Annotated in this window: 18 protein-coding genes, 1 tRNA gene and 1 riboswitch; of the genes, 6 read left to right on the top strand and 13 right to left on the bottom strand. The window is 62.9% G+C overall.

What is annotated here, in order from left to right; all coding sequences use genetic code 11:
- Positions 1–44: 44 nt before the first annotated feature.
- From FHS78_RS07580 to ppa, 4 genes are all read left to right on the top strand, one after another.
- Positions 45–1,283, top strand: a complete 1,239-nt coding sequence (locus tag FHS78_RS07580; RefSeq protein ID WP_167092738.1) for an APC family permease — start codon at positions 45–47, stop codon at positions 1,281–1,283.
- A 75-nt stretch (positions 1,284–1,358) separates the two neighbouring features.
- Positions 1,359–2,681: a DUF3422 family protein gene (locus FHS78_RS07575; protein ID WP_167092735.1), complete on the top strand. Its 1,323-nt coding sequence runs from the start codon at positions 1,359–1,361 to the stop codon at positions 2,679–2,681.
- A gap of 138 nt (positions 2,682–2,819) precedes the next feature.
- Entirely contained in the window at positions 2,820–4,049 is a 1,230-nt protein-coding gene (locus FHS78_RS07570; RefSeq protein ID WP_167092732.1) for an argininosuccinate synthase, read from the top strand.
- 41 nt (positions 4,050–4,090) lie between these two features.
- Positions 4,091–4,624: an inorganic diphosphatase gene (gene ppa / locus FHS78_RS07565; RefSeq protein WP_167092729.1), complete on the top strand. Its 534-nt coding sequence runs from the start codon at positions 4,091–4,093 to the stop codon at positions 4,622–4,624.
- 31 nt (positions 4,625–4,655) lie between these two features.
- Here ppa and FHS78_RS07560 read toward each other — a convergent pair whose 3' ends face one another.
- The 5 genes from FHS78_RS07560 to FHS78_RS07540 all read right to left on the bottom strand — a co-directional run bounded on the left by FHS78_RS07560 (position 4,656) and on the right by FHS78_RS07540 (position 8,769).
- A complete protein-coding gene (locus FHS78_RS07560) occupies positions 4,656–6,083 on the bottom strand; it encodes a serine hydrolase domain-containing protein (protein ID WP_167092727.1) in 1,428 nt (475 codons plus the stop codon).
- A complete protein-coding gene (locus tag FHS78_RS07555; protein WP_167092725.1) occupies positions 6,070–7,074 on the bottom strand; it encodes an aldo/keto reductase in 1,005 nt (334 codons plus the stop codon). The genes FHS78_RS07560 and FHS78_RS07555 overlap by 14 nt, the downstream gene beginning before the upstream one ends.
- Positions 7,075–7,110: 36 nt before the next feature.
- On the bottom strand, positions 7,111–8,019 hold the full coding sequence (gene folD / locus FHS78_RS07550) for a bifunctional methylenetetrahydrofolate dehydrogenase/methenyltetrahydrofolate cyclohydrolase FolD (protein WP_167092723.1): 909 nt from the start codon (positions 8,017–8,019) through the stop codon (positions 7,111–7,113).
- 19 nt (positions 8,020–8,038) lie between these two features.
- Positions 8,039–8,125, bottom strand: a riboswitch (ZMP/ZTP riboswitch).
- 37 nt (positions 8,126–8,162) lie between these two features.
- Complete coding sequence (locus FHS78_RS07545; RefSeq protein ID WP_167092722.1) at positions 8,163–8,498, bottom strand: DUF167 domain-containing protein; 336 nt, start codon at positions 8,496–8,498, stop codon at positions 8,163–8,165.
- The gene (locus tag FHS78_RS07540) at positions 8,476–8,769 is read right to left on the bottom strand and encodes a YggT family protein (protein ID WP_167092720.1); all 294 of its coding nucleotides are present in this window, start codon (positions 8,767–8,769) and stop codon (positions 8,476–8,478) included. Before FHS78_RS07540 ends, FHS78_RS07545 begins: the two co-directional genes overlap by 23 nt.
- A 244-nt stretch (positions 8,770–9,013) precedes the next feature.
- On the opposite strand from FHS78_RS07540, the gene FHS78_RS07535 reads away from it, so the two are divergent.
- Both FHS78_RS07535 and FHS78_RS07530 read left to right on the top strand, forming a co-directional pair.
- Positions 9,014–9,089: transfer RNA gene (locus tag FHS78_RS07535), tRNA-Ala, on the top strand.
- A gap of 100 nt (positions 9,090–9,189) precedes the next feature.
- Entirely contained in the window at positions 9,190–9,426 is a 237-nt protein-coding gene (locus FHS78_RS07530) for a GIY-YIG nuclease family protein (protein WP_167092718.1), read from the top strand.
- A gap of 132 nt (positions 9,427–9,558) precedes the next feature.
- Here FHS78_RS07530 and FHS78_RS07525 read toward each other — a convergent pair whose 3' ends face one another.
- The 8 genes from FHS78_RS07525 to FHS78_RS07490 all read right to left on the bottom strand — a co-directional run bounded on the left by FHS78_RS07525 (position 9,559) and on the right by FHS78_RS07490 (position 19,171).
- The gene (locus FHS78_RS07525) at positions 9,559–10,278 is read right to left on the bottom strand and encodes a glutamine amidotransferase (protein ID WP_205305240.1); all 720 of its coding nucleotides are present in this window, start codon (positions 10,276–10,278) and stop codon (positions 9,559–9,561) included.
- Between the two features lie 75 nt (positions 10,279–10,353).
- Positions 10,354–11,139 (bottom strand): SDR family oxidoreductase, encoded by a 786-nt coding sequence (locus FHS78_RS07520; RefSeq protein WP_167092716.1) that lies wholly within the window; start codon positions 11,137–11,139, stop codon positions 10,354–10,356.
- A gap of 45 nt (positions 11,140–11,184) precedes the next feature.
- The gene (locus FHS78_RS07515; protein WP_167092714.1) at positions 11,185–11,565 is read right to left on the bottom strand and encodes a hypothetical protein; all 381 of its coding nucleotides are present in this window, start codon (positions 11,563–11,565) and stop codon (positions 11,185–11,187) included.
- A gap of 12 nt (positions 11,566–11,577) precedes the next feature.
- Positions 11,578–12,747 carry an acyl-CoA dehydrogenase family protein gene (locus tag FHS78_RS07510; protein ID WP_246220389.1) on the bottom strand — a complete coding sequence of 390 codons (1,170 nt, stop codon included), beginning with the start codon at positions 12,745–12,747 and terminating at the stop codon, positions 11,578–11,580.
- 14 nt (positions 12,748–12,761) lie between these two features.
- The gene (locus tag FHS78_RS07505) at positions 12,762–13,574 is read right to left on the bottom strand and encodes an enoyl-CoA hydratase/isomerase family protein (protein WP_167092710.1); all 813 of its coding nucleotides are present in this window, start codon (positions 13,572–13,574) and stop codon (positions 12,762–12,764) included.
- A 146-nt stretch (positions 13,575–13,720) separates the two neighbouring features.
- Positions 13,721–14,806, bottom strand: coding sequence for a WD40/YVTN/BNR-like repeat-containing protein (locus FHS78_RS07500; protein ID WP_167092708.1), 1,086 nt, complete (start codon positions 14,804–14,806; stop codon positions 13,721–13,723).
- A gap of 562 nt (positions 14,807–15,368) precedes the next feature.
- Positions 15,369–16,727: a DUF1329 domain-containing protein gene (locus tag FHS78_RS07495; RefSeq protein WP_167092706.1), complete on the bottom strand. Its 1,359-nt coding sequence runs from the start codon at positions 16,725–16,727 to the stop codon at positions 15,369–15,371.
- 419 nt (positions 16,728–17,146) lie between these two features.
- Positions 17,147–19,171: a DUF1302 domain-containing protein gene (locus FHS78_RS07490; protein WP_167092704.1), complete on the bottom strand. Its 2,025-nt coding sequence runs from the start codon at positions 19,169–19,171 to the stop codon at positions 17,147–17,149.
- Positions 19,172–19,469: the final 298 nt, after the last annotated feature.

Below are 19,469 nucleotides of genomic sequence, written 5' to 3'. Positions count from 1 at the left end.
CATCGATCCCGCCATGCCGAAAGCGTGACACAGCAGAGAACCGTATGACCGAGCGCGACGCGCCCACACCCCTTCGCCGTTCCATCCGTCTCATTCCGCTCGCGCTTTACGGCGTCGGCGTCACGGTGGGCGCCGGCATTTACGTGCTGACGGGCGCCGTCGCGGGAACGGCGGGCGCCGCCGCGCCGCTGTCGTTTCTCCTCGCCGCCCTGCTCATCGCCCCGACCGCCTTCAGCTTTGGCGATTTGTCCTCGCGCATGCCCTTCGCCGCGGGCGAGGCGGCCTATGTACTGGCCGGCTTCAGGCTTTCATGGTTGTCGCTTCTGGTTGGGCTGATGGTGGTGGCCGGCGGCATCGTTTCGTCGTCCACCGTCACCAATGGCGCGGCGGGCTATATCGGCGAAATGGTTCCCCTGCCGCCTTTCGTCATCAAGATCGGTTTTGTGACGCTGCTCATGGGCATCGCCATGTGGGGCGTCGTGCAGACGGTCGCCGTCGCCATTCTCTTCACATTGGTCGAAACCGGCGGTCTCCTTCTCATCATCGCAGCGGGGCTTGCCTCTCCCGGCGAGGGAGCGACGCTGCAGGAAATGTTCCTGCCTTTCCTCGTGGCGGACGGCTTGCCCTTTTTCGGTCTCGCCGGCGTCACGGCGGGCGTGATGCTCGCCTTCTTCTCCTTTATCGGCTTCGAGGACATGGTGAACATGGCGGAAGAGACGGAGGCGCCGGAGCGCACCATGCCCCGCGCCATCATCCTGACGCTCTGCATCACCACGCTGCTCTACATCGCCACCGCGGCAGTGGCGCTTCACACGGTTGCCGCCGCCGATCTTGCGGCAAGCAGCGCCCCCCTTGCGCTGGTCTTCGAGCGGGCGACGGGCCATGACGCGGCTTTTTTCGCCGGCATCGCCGTCATCGCCACGGTGAATACCGTCCTCATCCAGATGGTGATGGCATCCCGCGTCATCTACGGGCTGGCAGGCAAAGGCGCCGTCCCCGCGCTTCTCGGCATGGTGCATCCCGCAACGCAGACACCGCTCATTGCCACGGCTCTGGTCGCAGGAATTATCGTGGCGCTCGCCCTCTTTTTTCCGCTGGAGGGCCTGGCGCGCACCACTTCCTATATCGTGCTCGCCGTCTTCGCCCTGGTGAACGGCTCGCTCGTCGCGCTGAAGCTCAAGGGCGCCGGACCCGCCGCCTTCACGGTGCCGCTGGCCGTCCCCCTGCTGGGCGCGCTGCTCAGCGCGGCGGTCCTTGCCGTGGAACTCTGGCGCGCCCTCTGACGCGGGGCGGGCCGCCTTCCTGCGGGCATCCTCATCGCCTATGATCGCGCCAAACGAACGGCCGGAAAGACCCTCATGCCGCTCTCTCTCAAGAGCCTCACCGAATATTCCCTTCGCCGCGGCCTCCATGAAGAGGTTCACAGCCGCCCGCCCACCGATGTGGACGGCCAGCTTCTCTGCACCCATTTCGCCGTACTGACCGGCGAGCGCGGCGCGGAGGCCGAACGCGAACGGATCGGCGAACTGGCCGAGGAAATGGGTGCTCCCCTGGCGCGCGATCTGGGCAATCACCTGTCGCACGACCTGGGGCCTGTGCGTCTCGTCTGGGAGCGGCATACCGAGTTTTCGACCTATACGTTCTTCAAGCCGCTGGAAGGCAGAATGACACCCGAAGAGGTCTTTGCCTGCGCACCGCTCTCCGACCTGCCCGACAGCGCGGCGCGGCTTTTCGACGGGGAAATCCTGACGGCGGTGAAGATCGCCGTCATGCCGTGCCCGGAAGCCGAAATGGAGCCCCTCCTGCCCTCGGTCTTCGGCGAAAACAAGCTGACCGGCTCCCGCCTCGCGCAAGGCCTGGCCACCGCCTGGACCGATCTGCGCCTCGACGATGACGGCTTCGGCCGCATCCTGATCGCCAATGAAAGCCTGCGCCCCGGCCGGATGGGCCGCATGCTGCAGCGCCTGATCGAGATCGAGACCTATCGGATGACCGCCCTTCTGGGCTTTCCGCTGGCCCGCGAGGTGACGCCCGAAATCGGCGATATGGAGAGCGCGTTGGCCGAAATCGCCGCCGAAACCGCCACGATCCGGGGGCTGGAGGGCGAACAGAAGCAGCTTGCACGGCTGACCGAGATGGCCGCCCATGCCGAAAGGCTGTCGGCGCATACCGAATACCGTTTTTCCGCCTCGCGGGCCTATTACGAGCTGGTGGAACGCCGCCTCGGCGAGCTCAGCGAGGCAAAAATGGAGGGATATCAGCAGATTTCGACCTTCGTGACCCGGCGCCTCCGCCCGGCCATGCGCACCGTGGAGGCGGTCAGCCGCCGCCTCAACACCTTGTCGGAGCATATCGGCCGGGCCTCCGAACTGCTGCGGACAAGGGTCGATATCGCCCTTCAGGAGCAGAATCAGCGCCTTCTGGGCTCTGTGGAACGGGGCGTGAGGCTCCAGCTCCGGCTGCAGGAGATGGTCGAAGGGCTCTCCGCCGTCGCCATCGCCTATTACCTGCTGAGCATCCTCGCCTATCCGCTGGAGGCCCTGCACGAGGCCCCCTTCGGGGAGACCCTGCCCGGCGACCCGCTCACCTGGAAGGCCGTTATGGGCCCGCTCTTCATCGTGGTGATCTATCTGCTGGTCCGCCGCATGGGCCGGGTGCTCAGGGGCCCCGAGGACGGCTAGAAAGGCAAGGACCCGGGGAATAATCCCCCCGGTTGTGCGGCCTCTCAATATGCCTATAGTGCGCCGCAACGCGGTATGGATATCGCACGGCCCCGTCATATCGGTGGCCGCAATTCCCAATTTATCGGAGCGGCGTCGATGAACGACGTGAAAGACGTGAAAAAGGTCGTGCTTGCCTATTCCGGCGGGCTGGACACATCTGTCATCCTGAAATGGCTTCAGGAGACCTATGGCTGCGAGGTGGTGACCTTCACCGCCGATCTCGGTCAGGGCGAAGAGCTCGAGCCCGCCCGCAAGAAGGCGGAAATGCTGGGCATCAAGGAAATCTATATCGAGGATCTCCGAGAGGAATTCGTCCGCGACTACGTCTTCCCGATGTTCCGCGCCAATGCGGTCTATGAAGGGGTCTATCTGCTCGGCACCTCCATCGCGCGGCCGCTCATCGCCAAGCGCCAGATCGAGATCGCGCATGAGACCGGCGCCGACGCCGTCAGCCATGGGTCGACCGGCAAGGGCAACGACCAGGTCCGCTACGAAGTGAGCTACGGCGCACTCGATCCGGACATCAAGATTATCGCCCCCTGGCGCGAATGGGATCTGAACTCCCGCACCAAGCTCATCGAGTTTGCCGAGAAGCACCAGATCCAGATCGCCAAGGACAAGCGCGGCGAAGCGCCCTTCTCCGTCGATGCGAACCTTCTGCACATCTCCGCCGAAGGCAAGGTGCTGGAAGACCCGTTCGAGGAAGCGCCGGAATATGTCTACAGCCGTTCCGTCTCGCCGGAGGAGGCACCCGACAAGCCGACGGTTGTCGAAATCGATTTCGAAAAGGGCGACGCGGTCGCCGTCGACGGCGAGAAGATGAGCCCGGCGACGCTGCTGACGAAGCTCAACGAGCTGGGCGGCGCCAACGGCATCGGCCGTCTCGACCTCCTGGAAAACCGTTTCGTCGGCATGAAGTCGCGCGGCATCTACGAGACGCCGGGCGGCACCATCCTGCTCGCCGCCCATCGCGGCATCGAGCAGTCGACGCTCGATCGCGGCGCCGCGCATCTGAAAGACGAGATGATGCCGCGCTATGCGGAACTCATCTATAACGGCTTCTGGTTCTCGCCCGAGCGCGAAATGCTGCAGGCCGCCATCGACAAGAGCCAGGAAATGGTGACCGGCACGGTGCGCCTGAAGCTCTACAAGGGCTCGGTCAGCGTCATCGGCCGCAAGTCGCCCTATTCGCTTTATTCCGCGCAGCACGTCACCTTCGAGGACGATGCCGGCGCCTACGATCAGAAGGACGCGGAGGGCTTCATCCGGCTCAATGCGCTGCGCCTTCGTCTTCTTGCCGCGCGCAACAAGCGCGTCGGCAAGTAACCCCCAGCAACCTGTAAGAAACTCTCAGTAATGGAAGTCAGATGCGTATCGACGCCATCCCAGTCGGGGAAAATCCGCCGGAAGACCTCAACGTCATCATCGAGGTGCCGCATGGCGGCCACCCGGTGAAATATGAACTCGACAAGGCGTCCGGTACGCTCTTTGTCGACCGCTTCATGCATACGGCAATGCACTATCCGTGCAATTACGGCTTCGTGCCGCATACGCTTTCCGACGATGGCGACCCGATCGACGTCCTCGTGGTTAGCCGCATCCCGGTCGTGCCGGGCTCGGTCATCCGTTCGCGCCCCATCGGCGTATTGATGATGCATGACGAGGCCGGTCAGGACGAAAAGATCCTCGCCGTGCCGGTGAAAAAGCTCAATCCCTACTACAAGGATGTGCACAACTACACCGACATGCCGGACATCCTTCTCCAGCGCATCACCCATTTCTTCGAGCACTACAAGGACCTCGAAGAAGGCAAATGGGTGAAGATCGATGGCTGGCAGGATGCCGACAAGGCCCGCGAACTGATCGTCAAATCGATCGAAGCAGGCGCCAAAGCGGCCTGACAAAGCGGATAGCAATCACCGCGTGAGGAAATCAGGGCAGGCGCCAGCCTGCCTCCATCCCCATGATCTGGGCGGCGGCCTCCTGAACGAGGTCCGCCGCCTTGTTCGTATTGGCGAGCAGAACCACTGCGTCGCCGCGCAGCGGATGAACGACCACCAGGCTCGAAAAGCCCGGCCGGTCGCCCAACTGCCACAGCGTGAACCCGTCCCGCGTCGAGCGCGTGTGAAAGCCCAGCGCCGGTTCGCGCCCGCCGCCGATCATCATGTCGCGCAGCGCCGGATCGAGCCCTTTCGAGGCGAGAAAACCTTCCGCGAAGAGACCGAGATCATGCGCGCTGCTGCGCAGCGACAACGCCACGCGCGGTTCGTTCCCGCCAAGCGTCGGCACCGGCACATTGCGCTCCAGAAAGAAGACCCCCGCGATCAGCGCCAACAGAACCCCGAAAACGAGCGCGCGTTCTTCCCCCCGGTGACCGCGACGGAGCACGCCCTGGCCCGGGCGGTATACCAGTGCCAGAAAACGCCAGAAAAGAAATCCCGCAAGACCCAGGCAGACGAGAAAGGTAATCGCATAGGCCAGCACCGCCGCGAGCATCGGCCAGCCAATGAAAAGCCCCATCGGCACCATGGCCGCCGCGAAAGCGCCCGCCGTCGCGATGACGAAATCGCGCGGCACCATCCGGATCCGGTCCAGCAGGAAATGAACCGCCGCGAAAGCGAGCGGCAGCGCCAATGCAAGCATGGCCAGCCAGGGCAGGAAAACGGCGGCAAGCGCCTGCCATAGCGGTACATAGCCCCGCGCCACCGAACGTGTCAGCGCCTCCGGCAGCCGGTAGCCCGAGGACAGCATGTCGAAAGGCTTGAACACATAGGCCGTGACGATGCGCTCAAAGGGGGCGTCCACCCTGTCTTCCATAACCCGGGCAAGCCCGCCATAACCGCCCGCCATTACCAGGTCGGCGCCCGCCACGCGACCGCGGCTCTGCCAGATACCCGAGACGATGCCGGCACGCCGGCCCTTTCCTTCCAGCACCTGTCGCAGCGGAACGGCCTGCCCGTGTTCGGCAACCGGCTCGCCGAGCGTCAAAAGCCGCGCCCCCACCATGCGCATCGCCGTATAGGCCGCCACCGACTTGCCAAGCGCACCCGCTTCGAAAAGCGTGTTGGCGCTCACCTTGCGGTCGCCCAGCGCATCGGCAAGCCCGTAGCCCTTTTCGAAAACCAGAACGCCCTTGCGGATAACGGCCACGGCAAGGCCGGGCACGTCTTCTTCCGCCATACGGCGCGGCAGGTAATCGTCGAGCGCGCGCGCCATATCGCCAACCGGCCAGCGCGCCATGCCGCCATCCACTCTGGCGTCACTCGCCTGCGCGCCCGGCAAGGCCGCGAGCACCGTCAGCAGCACAAGACAAAAGCCGATAAGGCTGGCGCGGACCCGCGCGCGATCAGATGGGCGCATCGAGCGGTATCCGGGGAATTTGCCGCCTGAGACCGAGCGCTTCGATCTCCGCGATCTGCGCTGGGTCGAGCGGCCCTTTTTCCACGGCGTCGACAAGCTGGCCGAGTTCCGCGCGGTTCTTGACGCCGAGCACCACCGTGTCGACGCCCTCGATGGCCAGCGCATAGCGATGCGCGATCGCGGCCGGATCTTCGCCCCAGCTTTCGCAGAGCGCGCGGAAAGGCGCGGCCTTCTCGTAATCCTTCATGTCGGGATCGCCCGCTTCGAGCGGACGGTCGAATGCCGCGGTAAGCGCACCCGCCTGCACGGCGCGAATGCCCATCACGCCGACATCATTGTTCTTCGCGGTCCGGATGATGTTGCGCGGTTCCGTTGGCTCTTCATAACGCTTCAGCCCGCCGGCCGAATCCATCAGATTCGCAATCACCTGCACCACGTCGGGCTTCGGCTCGCTCCTGAGCGCTTCCATGATCGATATGGGCAGGCCGATCCCCGTCACACCCCAGGTGCCGATGATCCCTCGCGCCTTCAGGCTCTCGAAGGTCGGGATCACTTCCCCGACGAAACGCGACCAGGAGACGCCGCCGTTCTTGGCGTAGTCGGGATGCTGCTCATAAACGTAGTCGTCGGGATGAATGTTGGAATGCAGGATGTAGCAATCCGCATGCTCGCGCTTCAGCGTCTCGAGGCTGAGGCGCACCGATTTTTCGAGCCGCCCGGGAATGTCGTCGGCGTGGCGCGCGCCGACCATGCACTTGGTGGAAACGCGCAGATGAGACGGCCAGCCGCCGTCGAACGCTTCGCCGACGACCGATTCCGCCTGACCGTAAAGCGGAGCGAGGTCGAGGAAATTGATGCCCGCTTCGACCGCGGCGCGCACCGTCGCGACGGCCTCCTCGCGCGTCGAATTTCCCCAGACGAGGCCCAGCCCGCCGCCGCCCAGCGTCAGCGCGCTGACGGGCCACAAATCTCCAAGCTGACGCATCTCCATGGCGAGCCTCCTCTGCCTGAAAGTCGTCCAGTCGCCCTAAAAATCGGAGGGCAACGCAATGCCATGCTGTCGGCAGGCGGCGATCACAGTGTTGCGCAACAGGCAGGCAACCGTCATCAGCCCCACGCCGCCCGGCACGGGCGTGATGGCGCCCGCGACCTCCTTGGCTTCATCGAAGCAGACATCGCCGATGAGCCGCGTCTTGCCCTCGCCCTTTTCCGGCGCGGGTACGCGGTTGATGCCGACATCGATCACGATGGCGCCGGGCTTCACCCAGTCGCCGCGCACCATGTTCGGGCGGCCCACCGCCGCGACCAGAATATCGGCCTGCCGCGCCAGCGCGGGCAGGTCGCGCGATCGGCTATGCGCGATGGTAACGGTGCAGTTCTCTTTCAGCAGAAGCTGCGCCACGGGCTTACCCACGAGATTGGAGCGCCCGATGATGACGGCATGCTTGCCCGCAAGCTCCCCGCCCGCCGCCTGCTTCGCCATGATGACGCAGCCCTCCGGCGTCGCGGGCACCATGGCGGGCAGACCGCTCGCAAGGCGGCCGGCATTCAGCGGATGCAGCCCGTCCGCATCCTTGACGGGATCGATGGCGTCGATGACGTTCTGCTGGGAGATCTGCTCGGGCACCGGAAACTGCACGAGAAAGCCGTGCACGGCCGGGTCGGCATTGAGCTCGGCAACCTTGGCAAGAACCTCTTCCTCGCTGGCGCTGCCATCCATCTTGTATTCGAAGGAGTTCATGCCCGCCTCGCGCGTGGCGATGCCCTTGTTGCGGACATAGACCTCGCTCGCCGGATCGGTGCCGACCAGCACCACGGCAAGGCCGGGCGTCAGCCCGTGCTCGGATTTGATGCGTGCAACTTCCTGCGCCACACGGGCCTTGAGCGCGGTGGAGATGGCCTTGCCATCGATGCGATTGGAAACTGTTTCGGACATGCGGCACCTTTCTTACGAGGGTGGGTGCCCAGGCGAGCGGCGTTTGGAAAACCCTTACGCTCCCCGGTGATCGATCCACCTCTTCTCGCCAGTCACGCAAGGTCGCGTGGACTATAGAGAGCCCCGCCCCTTGCGGCAACGCCTCAGGAGAGGCCGCGGATATATGCCGCGATATCTTCTTCCAGCACCGCGCTGTCGCCCCTCACCAGCAGCATTTTGAGCGGCGCCGTCTCGCCGGAGGCGATGCTGAGGGAGCTTTTGGGAAGCCCCCATGCCTTGGCGACGAGTTTCATCACCGCCTCATTGGCCTTGCCCTTTTCCGGCGCGGCAGTGACCCGCAGCCGCAACCGCGTCCCATCGCCGTCGCCGACCAGCCCCTCGATCCGGTTGGCGCCGGATTTGGGCGTCACCTTGAGCGCGACCAGCACCCCGTCCGGTGCGCGCCGGACCGGCAGATCACCCGGCAAAGGAGGCCGCATAGGTCTCCCACATCAGGTTCTGGGCGAAGACCAGCAGCAGGATGAGGACCACGGGAGAGATATCGATACCGCCCAGATCCGGCAGCACCCGGCGGATGGGCCGCAGAACCGGCTCCGTTAGCTTGTAGAGCGTGTCGGCCACGGCATAGACGAAGCGATTGCGCGTATTGACCACGTCGAAGGCGATCAGCCAGCTCAGCACCGCCTGGATGATGATCACCCAGATATAGAGATGGATGATGGTGGAAATCAGCTGCAGGAGAGAGGTCATGGGAGCCCTTCTGATGTGGCATCTGCGCAAGCGCACTCCACCCTGTTTCCCGGTGAAATGCGCGACGACACGGCGTTCAAGCAGATGTAGCGGGCCAGAGCGCCCGGTTCAAGCACGGCAAGCGCTCCACCCCCTATGGAGAACGGCGCCGAAGGCCACCAATCTCTTGACATATGCCGGTCGCAAAGCATATGTAGCGGCTTCCGGCGCATGGGCTTTCGGCCCCGCCGAGGCAAGCTGGAACGGGGCCGTAGCTCAGTTGGGAGAGCGCGTCGTTCGCAATGACGAGGTCAGCGGTTCGATCCCGCTCGGCTCCACCAGCCTTCGCCTATCGGCTACGGCTCGGCAAGCCCGCGATATCGTAGCGAAGGCTGCCGCGTCGAAGTGGCAAAGCCACGCAGACGGGCCCATACTTCCCTCATGAAATTTGTCTATATTCTTCAAAGCCTGTGTGGCGAACACTGGTACACCGGCGTCACGAGTGATGTGGAATCCCGCCTTCGGAAACACAACGCAGGTGAAGTCCCCCACACATCCAAGTTCAAACCTTGGCGCATTAAGACCTATGTCGCTTTCACCGATGAGAAGCAGGCGACGGAATTTGAAAAATACCTGAAATCCGCATCTGGTCGCGCCTTCGCCAAAAAACGGCTCTAAGCCCCCCAAATCAAAAGAGCCGGCTACGGCTCGGCAAGCCCGCGATATCGTAGCGAAGGCTGCCGCGTCGAAGGGACGAAGCCACGCAGACAGCTTCACGCCAACTGGGTTGTCATGAAGTCTCGCTGACCGCTAGCTGGCCTCCCCCAGCCAATGATCCAGGAACCGCTCCAGCCAAGCCCGGAGTTCTCCGTCATATTGCTGCCGGTCGCGGCGATGGTCCGGTGCCGGCTGGGCGCCCGGAAGCTCCAGCCGCTCGCGGCCCCGGGTCAGCCAGATATTCATCATCAGTGCCGTCAGCTCGGGATGGAACTGGATGCCATAGGCATTCGTCCCGTAGCGCATGGCCTGCACGGGATAGGCCTCGCTCTCTGCGAGCCGTACCGCGCCCGAGGGCAGCTCAAAGCCCTCGCGATGCCACTGATAGACATAGGTCGGATCGGCAAAGAGATCGCTTCCCTCGTCGGTGGGATGGATCGGGTAATAGCCGATCTCGACCTTGTCGTCCTCCCGGCCATAGACCCTCGCACCCAGCTGCTTCGCCATGAGCTGACCGCCAAGGCATATGCCCCAGAAGGGCGCCTCTTCCTTCAGCGGCACGCCGATCCAATCGATTTCCGTCCTGATGTAGTCGAGATCGTCATTGGCGCTCATCGGCCCGCCAAAGACGATGGCCGCCCTGTGTTCTTCCATCGTCTCCGGCAGAAGATCGCCCAGTGCGGGCCGCCGGATATCGAGCCTATGCCCGCGAGCCCGGAGCGCCTGACCGACCCGGCCGGGCGTCGAGCGCTCCTGATGCAGCACGATGAGGATGGGCCGGGAATCGGCAACGGAATGGGACATGGCACTCATGCGAGGTTGGACCCCTCGAATGTGAGGTGGTCGCACCAAACCTGCAAGCCCCATGCCCCTTCCATCCACGGTCGATTACATGGCGGAGATGCCGCCATCGATCTTGATCTCCGAGCCCGTGATGAATTTGGACTCGTCCGACGCCAGGAACAGCACCGCATAGGCGACATCGTCCGGATCGCCCACCACGCCCAGCGGCACCTGCCGGGCGAGCTTTTCCTTCAGTTCGTCGCGCGAGATGCCCCGCGCCATGCCGTCCAGGATCGGCGTGTCGATGAAGGTCGGATGGATGGAATTGGAGCGGATGCGATAGCCCCGCTTGGCGCAGTGAAGCGCCACCGATTTGGACAACAGCCAGACGCCCGCCTTGGCCGCGTTATAGGCGGCCATATTGTGCCCCGCGATCAGCCCGGCGATGGACGAGGTATTGATGATCGAACCCGGCGCATGCGGCACCATGTAGGAGATGGCGTGCTTGCAGCCGAGAAAGACGCTGTCCACATCCACCGCCTGCACATGCTTGAAGGTCTCGAAATCGGTGTCTTCCACCGTCGTGCCACCGCCGATACCGGCATTGTTGAAGAGCACATTGATACCGCCCATCGCATCGTTCGCCGCGGCGAGCGCATGCTTCCACTGCTCTTCCTGCGTCACGTCGAGTTCGACCGCGAAGGCCGCGCCCGGCACTTCGGCATTGATCCGCTTGGCGACCTCTTCGGCGCCCTTCGCATTGATGTCGGCAAGCGTCACTTTCGCGCCCTCGCGCGCCATCATCAGCGCCGTGGCTTCGCCAAGCCCCTGCGCGCCGCCGGTGATGAAGGCCATCTTGCCGGTCACGCGGCCCTTTGCGGTTCCTGTCATCGGATACTCCCTTTCACTCTTTTCTGGTTTGTGAACTGTCGATTCTCAGTCGGCCGCGGCGGGTTCCGCGCGGCCGGTTACGATCCATGCATAGATGAAGGCGATACCCAGAATGCCGTCGATCGCCGGCCCCGGCAGGTCGCCGCTGACGATGCGCCCCTCGGAAAAAAGTGCCAGCGATGCGATGAAGAAGGAAAGCTTCTCCACGATGGCCGCGAGGATGAAAGGCCGGTAACGCTTCGGATCCTGCGCGATTACCATGAAAGCGAACTGCCAGGCGAGCGCCAGCCCCATGAAGCCGTAGAAGAACTGCGGATGCGCGAAGGGAACGCCCCGCGCGAAATTCTCCTCCATGAAGAAGGACGGCACGATGACGAAGAAGCCGTAGATCGCCGCGAGGAGAAAGATCGATTTGGCCGCTTTCATGAAGGTTCCTCTTTAAAGCATGGCGGTGTTGGTCGGGACGCCGAGAAACAGACGCCCCGTCAGCTCATAGGTCGTGTCGGCCACCATCGCATGCTGCGTGGCGACGTGGATGTCGCGAAAACGGCGCTGCAGGGCGTGACTGCGATAGACCGAAGAACCGCCCGCCAGCGTATACATGAGATCGATCGTCCGCCCGGCCGATTTCACGGCATGGACGCTTGCATGACGCAGATCGCGGCGATGGGCTTCAGTGATTTCGCCATGCCGCGTCGCCGCCTCCCAGGCCGTGTCTATCGCCTCATAGAGATAGGCGCGGGCGGAACGGGTGAGAGCCTCCGCCTCGGACACATCCAGATGCGCCTTGGCGCGCTCCGCCAGCGTCTTGGACGAGCCTTGCGGCTTCTTCGCCGTTGCCGTTTCGACGAGATCGTCGATGGCGCCCCGCGCCGCGCCAAGCGCCACCCCCGCAATGCCGATGCTGAGAAGCCCGAATGTCGGGAAAGCATAGAGCGGGCGCGCAAGCGGTTTGTCGGAAATCAGGCTGATCGCCTGCGAGGCCGGTACGAAAACATCGTTCACCTCAAAATCCGTGCTGCCCGTCCCGTTCAGCCCGGACACATCCCATGTATCGAGCAACGTGACCTCGCTTTCGGGAAAGAGCAGCATCCGGTTCTGAGGTACGCCCTCGGGCGCCATTTCCGGCTTGCCGTCCTCGCCCAAGACGAGACACCCGCCCGCGATCCAGTTCGCATTGCGCGAGCCCGAACCCCATTGCCAGCGTCCCATGGCGCGGTAGCCTTCGACACCGTCGCGCACCTCGCGCACGGCCTTGCCGCGCGGCGCGAAAACGCCGGCGCTGATGACGTCCGGCGCGCCGAAAACGGCCCGCGCCTCATCGGGCGGCATGAAGCCCGCGAGAAGGCCGGTTGTCCCGCCGATCATCACGCACCAGGCCGGAGAGGCGTCGGCACGCGCCAGCCGTTCCACGACCTCCACCAGAAGGCGGGGATTGGCTTCGAGCCCGCCGCAGGCCTCGGGAATGCAGAGCCGGTAAAACCCGGCCGCCGCGAACCTCGCCGCAATGTCCTGCGGCAGAAAGCGATTGGCCTCCACCTCCGCCGCGCGCTGCGCCAGCTCTTCCGAAAATCCGTCGGCCGCTGCCAGAATGTCTGTTGCCGTCATCGCCTCTTCCTCCCTCATATGCCGCGGCCGAATTTCGGCGTCCGTTTTTCAAGGAAGGACCGTACCGCTTCGCGGTGATCGTCCGTCGTGAAGGTGACCATTTCATAACCGACCGAGGCATCGAGGATGGAATGGGCGAGTTGCTTCAGCCCGATATTCGCCGACACCTTGGAATAGCGGATCGCCATCTGCGCGCCACCCGCCAGCCTGTCGGCGAAAGCGTCGACACGGGCGTCCAGCTCATCCTCGGGCACGGCATGATTGACCAGACCGATACGGGCCGCCTCCGCGCCGGAGATCGCATCGCCCGTCATGAGATATTCCTTCGCCCGCGCATAGCCGATCAGCTGGGGCCAGATGATCGCACCGCCATCGCCGGCAACGATGCCGGCACGGACATGCGGATCGGCAAAGCGCGCGCTCTCGGCGGCGAAGATCACGTCGCAGAAAAGCGAGAGGGTGGCGCCAAGCCCGATGGCGGGCCCTGCGACCTTGGCGACGATCGGTTTTTCCAGATCGAGCAATGAGAAAACGATGCGCTTGGCCTCGGCCGCGTCGGGGCCTTTCGTGCCGTCCTCGAACCCCTGCTTCATCCAGTTGAGATCGCCGCCTGCGGAAAAGCTCGCCCCCTCGCCCGTCAGCACGACGATGTCGGAGGCCGGATCGTCAGCCGCATCGAGAAAGACGCGCGACAATTCTCGGTGCATCACCGCGTCGACAGCATTGAGCTTGCCGGGATTGCTGAGGCTGAGCGTCAGAACGCGGCCGCGCCGTGTCGCCTTGATGCGCTCATAGCCCGAAAAATCGACCCCCTGCTCCCCTGCCATCTCGTCCTCCCTTTTTGCCGGCATCGCCTTTTCTGTTTTCACGATTGTGACGCCGAAGGGGAGATGAGGAAAGCGGCGGGCCGGGCAAGGCACGAAAAAACCCCGGCCGAAGGGCCGGGGTTTCCAAACTCGGAAGAGCGTACCGATCAGCTGCCGGACGGGTCGGCGATCGAGTAGCTGGCGCCCACAGCCTTTTCAGCCTCGGCGGCGGTATCGGGCATGACCTTCGCACCCGGCTCGCCGAAGACGACGACCTGGCCGTCCGCACCCTTCACCACGGCGGAGTAGCCGAGACGGTCGGAGCGCGTGACTTCCTTGAAGTTCTGGCCGCCATCCGCGCTGTACCCGACATAGCCCTGAAGACCGGTCAGCACGACATGCTCCTTGTCGAGCTGGACGCCGCCCGCGATGGATTTGTCCGTGCCCGTATCGACCTTCTTCCAGGTCTCGCCATTATCCGTCGTGCGATAGGCGTTGCCGCGCATGCCGAAAACCATCACCGAACCGTCATCCATTGGAAGACCACCCCAGAACGACCCTTCATAAGGCGTCTGGATACGGTCGAAGGTGGCACCGTCGTCGGTGGAACGGTAGACCACACCGAATTCGGCGGCGATAAAGATATCACCGGACGTCGTTTCGAACGCACTGTTGAGATGATAGTCGTCCAGCAGGCCTTCGCTCAGCGAACGTTCCTTCCAGGTCTCTCCGCCATCCTTCGTCTCTACGAATTTGGAGAAGGCACCCATGGCAAAGCCGTGCATCTTGGTTTCGAACAGCACCGTCATGAAAGGCGTTTCGGATTCCGGATCGTAGAAGGCCCGTTCCCAGGTCACACCGGCATCGCGCGTCCGCAACACGATCGCATCATGGCCGACGGCATAGCCGAGCTTGTCGTTAATGAAGGTGACGTCGGTCAGCGTCGCTTGGGTCGGCACGGTCTTGGCCTGGGTCCAGCTTTGGCCCTGGTCGTCGGAATAGACCACATTGCCAAACTCACCCACCGCGACGATGCGGTCGCCGGCATGGGCGGCGGCCAGCAGCAGCTCTTTTGCCGCCAGCCGAGACTGGGTCGCATATTCGATTTCTTCGTTCTGGGCGCCATTCTGGCCCTGTGCCGCGGCTTCGGCAGCCTGGGCGGTCAGCGGCATGAAAGCGACAAGTGCGGCGACGGCGCTGCAGGCCAGTGCACGCGCTACCGTTTGCGTAATGGTTTGGATGCTCGAAATCATAGGTCCCTAGGGCTCCTCACTTAGATCGACATGCTATCGGGCAACATCCCCGAAAACAGAATGCCGATCGTCTAAACAGCACTGGAACATCCCGTCCGCGCTGAACTTGCGCAGGATGTTCCCGGGCGCGCCTCCCGGCGCCGAGTAGGCGACAGCCTGCTCCCCCTACCCTTTAATCCCCGATATACCGGGGCCGGATTTCGGATGGATCGCAGGCCCGACGACCGCCCCGTTTATTCTTTTATCGCGGCCGCCATGTTGGTCAGCCGGACTTATAGCGCGTTCCGGCGCGTCATGCATCAACGGAAATGAAACGCGGTAAATTTGCGCGGACACGGTCAACAATGCTGGCAAAGTCAGTGTTTCGGGAGATGTCAGACGCTGATCGGAGGCTGACGGACAGGCACCGAAACCGGGGGCTTGCCGCGGTGGAAAAGGTCTAATCCGGGACCCGGCCCGGCGCCGAAACAAACCGGGCTCAAAAACAAACCGGACTTAGAAACAAACCGGGCCCCGGATTTCTCCGGGGCCCGGCCGATCTCCCGAAAAGGAGAGGTCTTGCTTAGCGAACACCCATCTGACGGATGGCGTTCGGCGTAAAGCGCGACTTGTCGAGCTCGTCGGCGAAGTAGTTCACCGGCGGTTCTTCGTTCTGCATGGCGAGCGCCAGGTAGCGGCCGGCCTGCAAGTCGTAGACGATTTCCGCGCCCGAACCGCAAAGCGGCACATTGTAGCGCTGGAGCTGATGCAGCTCCTGCACACGCCAGAGCTGACCGCGGCCGTCATAGAGTTCCGCCGTGGCGATCTGCCATGCATCCTCGTCATTGTGATAGACGCGGCGCGAATAGACATGGCGCGTACCGGCCTTCAGGTTCGCCTCGAATTCCCACACGCGGTGCAGCTCGTAGCGGATCTTGTCCTGGTTCAGGTGAAGCGGCCGGATGAACTCGTCATAAGGCGTGGATTCCGCCTCGTAGTCGTTGGCGGCAATGATGCGCTTGTGCTTGCCGATAACGGTCCAGTCGTAGCGGTCCGGCGCGCCATTATAGCCGTCGAAGCTGTCGGACGTGGACAGACCATCGGAGTTCGTGCCCGGGTTGTCGTAGGCGATATTCGGCGCACGACGCACGCGACGCGTGCCGGGGCTGTACTGCCAGGCCTGGCGCGGCTGCTTCTCGGCGTTGATAGCATCATACACGAGGATCACGTTACCCGCGGAACGGGCAGGCGCGATCGTGTTGTTGATGTAATAAAGCGAGATGTTGTCCAGATCCTCCGCGCGCTTGGCGGACGGGTCGGACCAGTTCAGGATCACTTCGTCCTGCACGATCTGCATCGTGTAGTCGCCCGAGCGCGTCACCGGCGCCGCCGCGAACTGGCGAACCGCCTTGAAGGAGCGGTAACGCAGCGTGTGGTTCCAGATCATTTCGAGCGCATTGTTCGGGATCGGGAAGGGGAAACCGAAAATGGCTTCAGAGATGCCCGAGCCGCCGGCGACGAGTTCGCCGACCGCCGCATTGCGCTTATTGGCTTCGTAAACCTTGTCCGGAAAGGCGCAGCTACGACGCGTCTGATAGACGTTCATCTTGTAGTCTTTATACGTCTTCATAAGCGCCTTGTAGCCCGGCGTCAGCACGTCGTCATACTTGGCCATATTCGAGGCGTCGATCGTGTATTTGACCGGATCGTCCTTGAACGGGTCGGCCAGATGGTCGCCCGGCTTGTAGTTCACATTGCTCGGCACGGTCTGCAGGCCACCGGTCCAGGCCGGGATGTCCCCTCCGTCGCCGGCCTTCTCGGCGCCCATCGGGGTAAGGTCGTTACCCAGACGGTTCACCTGTGCTTGCGGCACCTTGGCCAGAGCGCTGGTCGTCAGCGCACCGAACACAAGGGCGGACACCAGCATGGTTGTCCTTTTCATATACGTTCCCTCCACTGGATTCTTATGAGGCTTCCGACGCGTCCGAAACTCACGCACACGCCAAGGCCGGTTTCCCCGCCTATTCTGGCAAGATCATAGCAAAACAAAGGACCGCAGCAAACGGTTCCCCCCCGTATTTCTGTGTCCCCCGAGCATCGCTCATTACTCATTTTCCGCCAGTTTTGCCCGGCACTGCATTAAATCTTTTTAATGAAGCGGTCCGCGGACACATCCCGGGCAGAGGATCGCCCTGTCCGGAAATACTCCGCCTACGGATGTTACCCCGCACACCTGGAGAGAATGCCGCGTCCCGGCATCCGCCCCGCGAAACCCGCCCGCCTGAAAAAATGCGGTGCGCAAGAAATAGGCCCGGCGGCATCGCTGCCGCCGGGCCCTGATTTCGTGATCTCCAATGCCGATCAGAAGGCGTAGGAGATACTCGCCGCGACGAAATCCTTATCGGACGAGAAGTTGCGGAACGGATTACCCCAGTTATGGGTGTAGGAGATATTCGCCTTCCACACCGACTGAAGATCCGCCGTCAGACCGACCGACACCGCCTTCTTGTCCTGAACGAAACCGGGACCGACCGGGCCGGCCGAATAGCCCGTCACGTCATGCGCGAAGTTGATATTCGGCGTGAGCGTCCAGGGCGTGTCGAACGCATTGTTGTACTGGGCGCTGAAGGCAAGACGGTAACCGGACGAAAACTGCGAGGCGTATTTCGCCTGGCAGGCACCCGGCACGAAAGCGCCAGTGGTGGGGTCAATCTGCGAACATGCCTCGTCGCCCAGGATCGCGGTCGTAAACGGGCTGTTGGCTCTATTCGCCGCGCGCGGAATACCGAGACCGCTGGTTGCACTGTCGAAATCCGGCAGATACTGGAAGCCGGCATTCATAACCATGAACATCACATCCGCGCCGATGGTCGAAACCACCGGAGAGGACGGATTGAGCGTGCTGATCAGTCCCAACTGGCCGTTGATCACGTCGTGACGCGCATAGCCGCGATAGGCATCGCCATACCCCGCCGGGTTGTAGGTTTCGCATAGCGAGCTGTTCGGGACACCCGTAAAGCCGCCCAGATCGGCATTGGCCAGATCGTTACAGTTAATGTTCGTATCGCTGAGCGCGAACGGCATGTTGGGCGAATAGGAGACTTCGCCGGACAGGGCCGAGCCGCCCATGATCGGAACCAGGGTGTTGAAGCTGAATCCGAAGGTCGTCGTCATCGGATATTGCAGCAGATAGTGCTTCGTCATTGCCGCGGCGCCGACAACCGTTTCCAATGCCGTAGTCCCGCCTCCTAAATCGGTACCTGCGCATGTTAGGAAGCCCCCATAGGTTTCGGGAAGGCCGCCACCTGCCAGAAAATTACAGCCACCGTACAGCGTGGTCGGCCCACCAGTGGGGGCGCCTCTACCAAGGATTGTGTCGGCGACGGTCAAGTTGGCCGCAGTGAAGGAGCCGACCGGCGCCACAAGGCTGTAGCGGTTGACATAGAGGCCCATATCGGTGCCGTCGTTCAGCCAGTCGGCATAATACCTCAACGCGACGCCCCATGTGCTTGTATCCTCGCCCTGCTCGTCGGCGGTGCGGGGAAGCGTAACCTGATGCGGATATTCACCGATAAACTGGACATAGCGGCCGCCCTCGCCGCCGGCGTCGGAGCCGGAGAAGAAGGTGCCGGCGGGATCGAGCGTCAGCTTTTCCCAGTCGAACTGCCAGAACGCCTCGATGGAGAAATTCGCCGGCAGGCCCATATTGAAATAGACCGCCGGAATCGGCTGGAAAGCTTCCTTCAGTTCCGAGCCCGGCGTGCGCAGCGCGCTCAGATCCATCGGCAGATAGGAGCTGATGCCGCCCGGAATGAACAGACTTTCGCCCCAGTTGACGACCTGCTTGCCAACGCGCAGCGTGACCGGCCGCCCCAGCAGGTCGAAATTGCCATAGACATAGGCATCGAGAATGGACAGGTCCCGGGCTGCCGAGAGATGCGCATCACTCCCGCGAACGGCGTCTTCGAGCGGCCGCGTGCCGTAGCCGGAGCTGCGTTTGCCCACATGCTCGTCCGCCCAATAATCGTAAAAGCCCTTGATACGGAGAAAGGCCCCGAAATTCTCGTAGCGGGCGCTGATGTCGGTCGTGATCTTGCCCGTCATCGTATAGGGCACGCCGGGACCGTTATTGATATTGCCGTCGTCATCATTGACGCCCATCGACACGCCGTTGCCCGCCGGACACCCGCCATTCACAATCGCGATATGTTCGCAATTCTGGTTGGAGGCGCGGATACCCACGCCGAACGACACCGTATTGTCGACGGTAATGTCCACATCGCCGACTTTCAATTGCGTCGCCTGGGCGACCTGCGGGGACATCCCCAGCGCTGTAGCCACGACACCGCCAAACAGCAGCGCCGAGCGCAAGCTCCTTTTTATCATTGAGTGATCCTCCTCGATCCTCGACGTCTTCACTAACTTTGCAGCTGGATCGGGAGGTGTAATCTGGAAGCGATCGACTGTTCCCCCCCGGCCAGTCAGCATCCCTCAATCACAAGCCCACCTTTATTGAAGGGCCAAGTCAAGTCGGAGGGCGGGCTGGACGCGGAGAAGCGCTCCACATTCGGCCCCGGTATGACATTTTTGTAAGCGGTGTTCCGGTCACACCCCGCCCATTTCACCGGCTTGTTTTCGGCTTCCAGCGTTTCGCGAGCTTGAGGACTTCGAGACGGAGTTCATC

Origin of the sequence: Parvibaculum indicum, from assembly GCF_011762095.1 — a bacterium.
Taxonomy (GTDB): Bacteria; Pseudomonadota; Alphaproteobacteria; order Parvibaculales; family Parvibaculaceae; genus Parvibaculum; species Parvibaculum indicum.
The sequence above is the reverse complement of the archived record's forward strand: the minus strand, read 5'-3'. Positions and strand labels throughout refer to the sequence as shown.

Excerpts from the sequence above, each read along its gene's own strand:
- FHS78_RS07580 (WP_167092738.1), top strand. The coding sequence starts at position 45 with ATGACCGAGCGCGACGCGCCCACACCCCTTCGCCGTTCCATCCGTCTC.
- FHS78_RS07575 (WP_167092735.1), top strand. The coding sequence starts at position 1,359 with ATGCCGCTCTCTCTCAAGAGCCTCACCGAATATTCCCTTCGCCGCGGC.
- FHS78_RS07570 (WP_167092732.1), top strand. The coding sequence starts at position 2,820 with ATGAACGACGTGAAAGACGTGAAAAAGGTCGTGCTTGCCTATTCCGGC.
- ppa (WP_167092729.1), top strand. The coding sequence starts at position 4,091 with ATGCGTATCGACGCCATCCCAGTCGGGGAAAATCCGCCGGAAGACCTC.
- FHS78_RS07560 (WP_167092727.1), bottom strand. The coding sequence starts at position 6,083 with ATGCGCCCATCTGATCGCGCGCGGGTCCGCGCCAGCCTTATCGGCTTT.
- FHS78_RS07555 (WP_167092725.1), bottom strand. The coding sequence starts at position 7,074 with ATGGAGATGCGTCAGCTTGGAGATTTGTGGCCCGTCAGCGCGCTGACG.
- folD (WP_167092723.1), bottom strand. The coding sequence starts at position 8,019 with ATGTCCGAAACAGTTTCCAATCGCATCGATGGCAAGGCCATCTCCACC.
- FHS78_RS07545 (WP_167092722.1), bottom strand. The coding sequence starts at position 8,498 with ATGCGGCCTCCTTTGCCGGGTGATCTGCCGGTCCGGCGCGCACCGGAC.
- FHS78_RS07540 (WP_167092720.1), bottom strand. The coding sequence starts at position 8,769 with ATGACCTCTCTCCTGCAGCTGATTTCCACCATCATCCATCTCTATATC.
- FHS78_RS07530 (WP_167092718.1), top strand. The coding sequence starts at position 9,190 with ATGAAATTTGTCTATATTCTTCAAAGCCTGTGTGGCGAACACTGGTAC.
- FHS78_RS07525 (WP_205305240.1), bottom strand. The coding sequence starts at position 10,278 with ATGAGTGCCATGTCCCATTCCGTTGCCGATTCCCGGCCCATCCTCATC.
- FHS78_RS07520 (WP_167092716.1), bottom strand. The coding sequence starts at position 11,139 with ATGACAGGAACCGCAAAGGGCCGCGTGACCGGCAAGATGGCCTTCATC.
- FHS78_RS07515 (WP_167092714.1), bottom strand. The coding sequence starts at position 11,565 with ATGAAAGCGGCCAAATCGATCTTTCTCCTCGCGGCGATCTACGGCTTC.
- FHS78_RS07510 (WP_246220389.1), bottom strand. The coding sequence starts at position 12,747 with ATGACGGCAACAGACATTCTGGCAGCGGCCGACGGATTTTCGGAAGAG.
- FHS78_RS07505 (WP_167092710.1), bottom strand. The coding sequence starts at position 13,574 with ATGGCAGGGGAGCAGGGGGTCGATTTTTCGGGCTATGAGCGCATCAAG.
- FHS78_RS07500 (WP_167092708.1), bottom strand. The coding sequence starts at position 14,806 with ATGATTTCGAGCATCCAAACCATTACGCAAACGGTAGCGCGTGCACTG.
- FHS78_RS07495 (WP_167092706.1), bottom strand. The coding sequence starts at position 16,727 with ATGAAAAGGACAACCATGCTGGTGTCCGCCCTTGTGTTCGGTGCGCTG.
- FHS78_RS07490 (WP_167092704.1), bottom strand. The coding sequence starts at position 19,171 with ATGATAAAAAGGAGCTTGCGCTCGGCGCTGCTGTTTGGCGGTGTCGTG.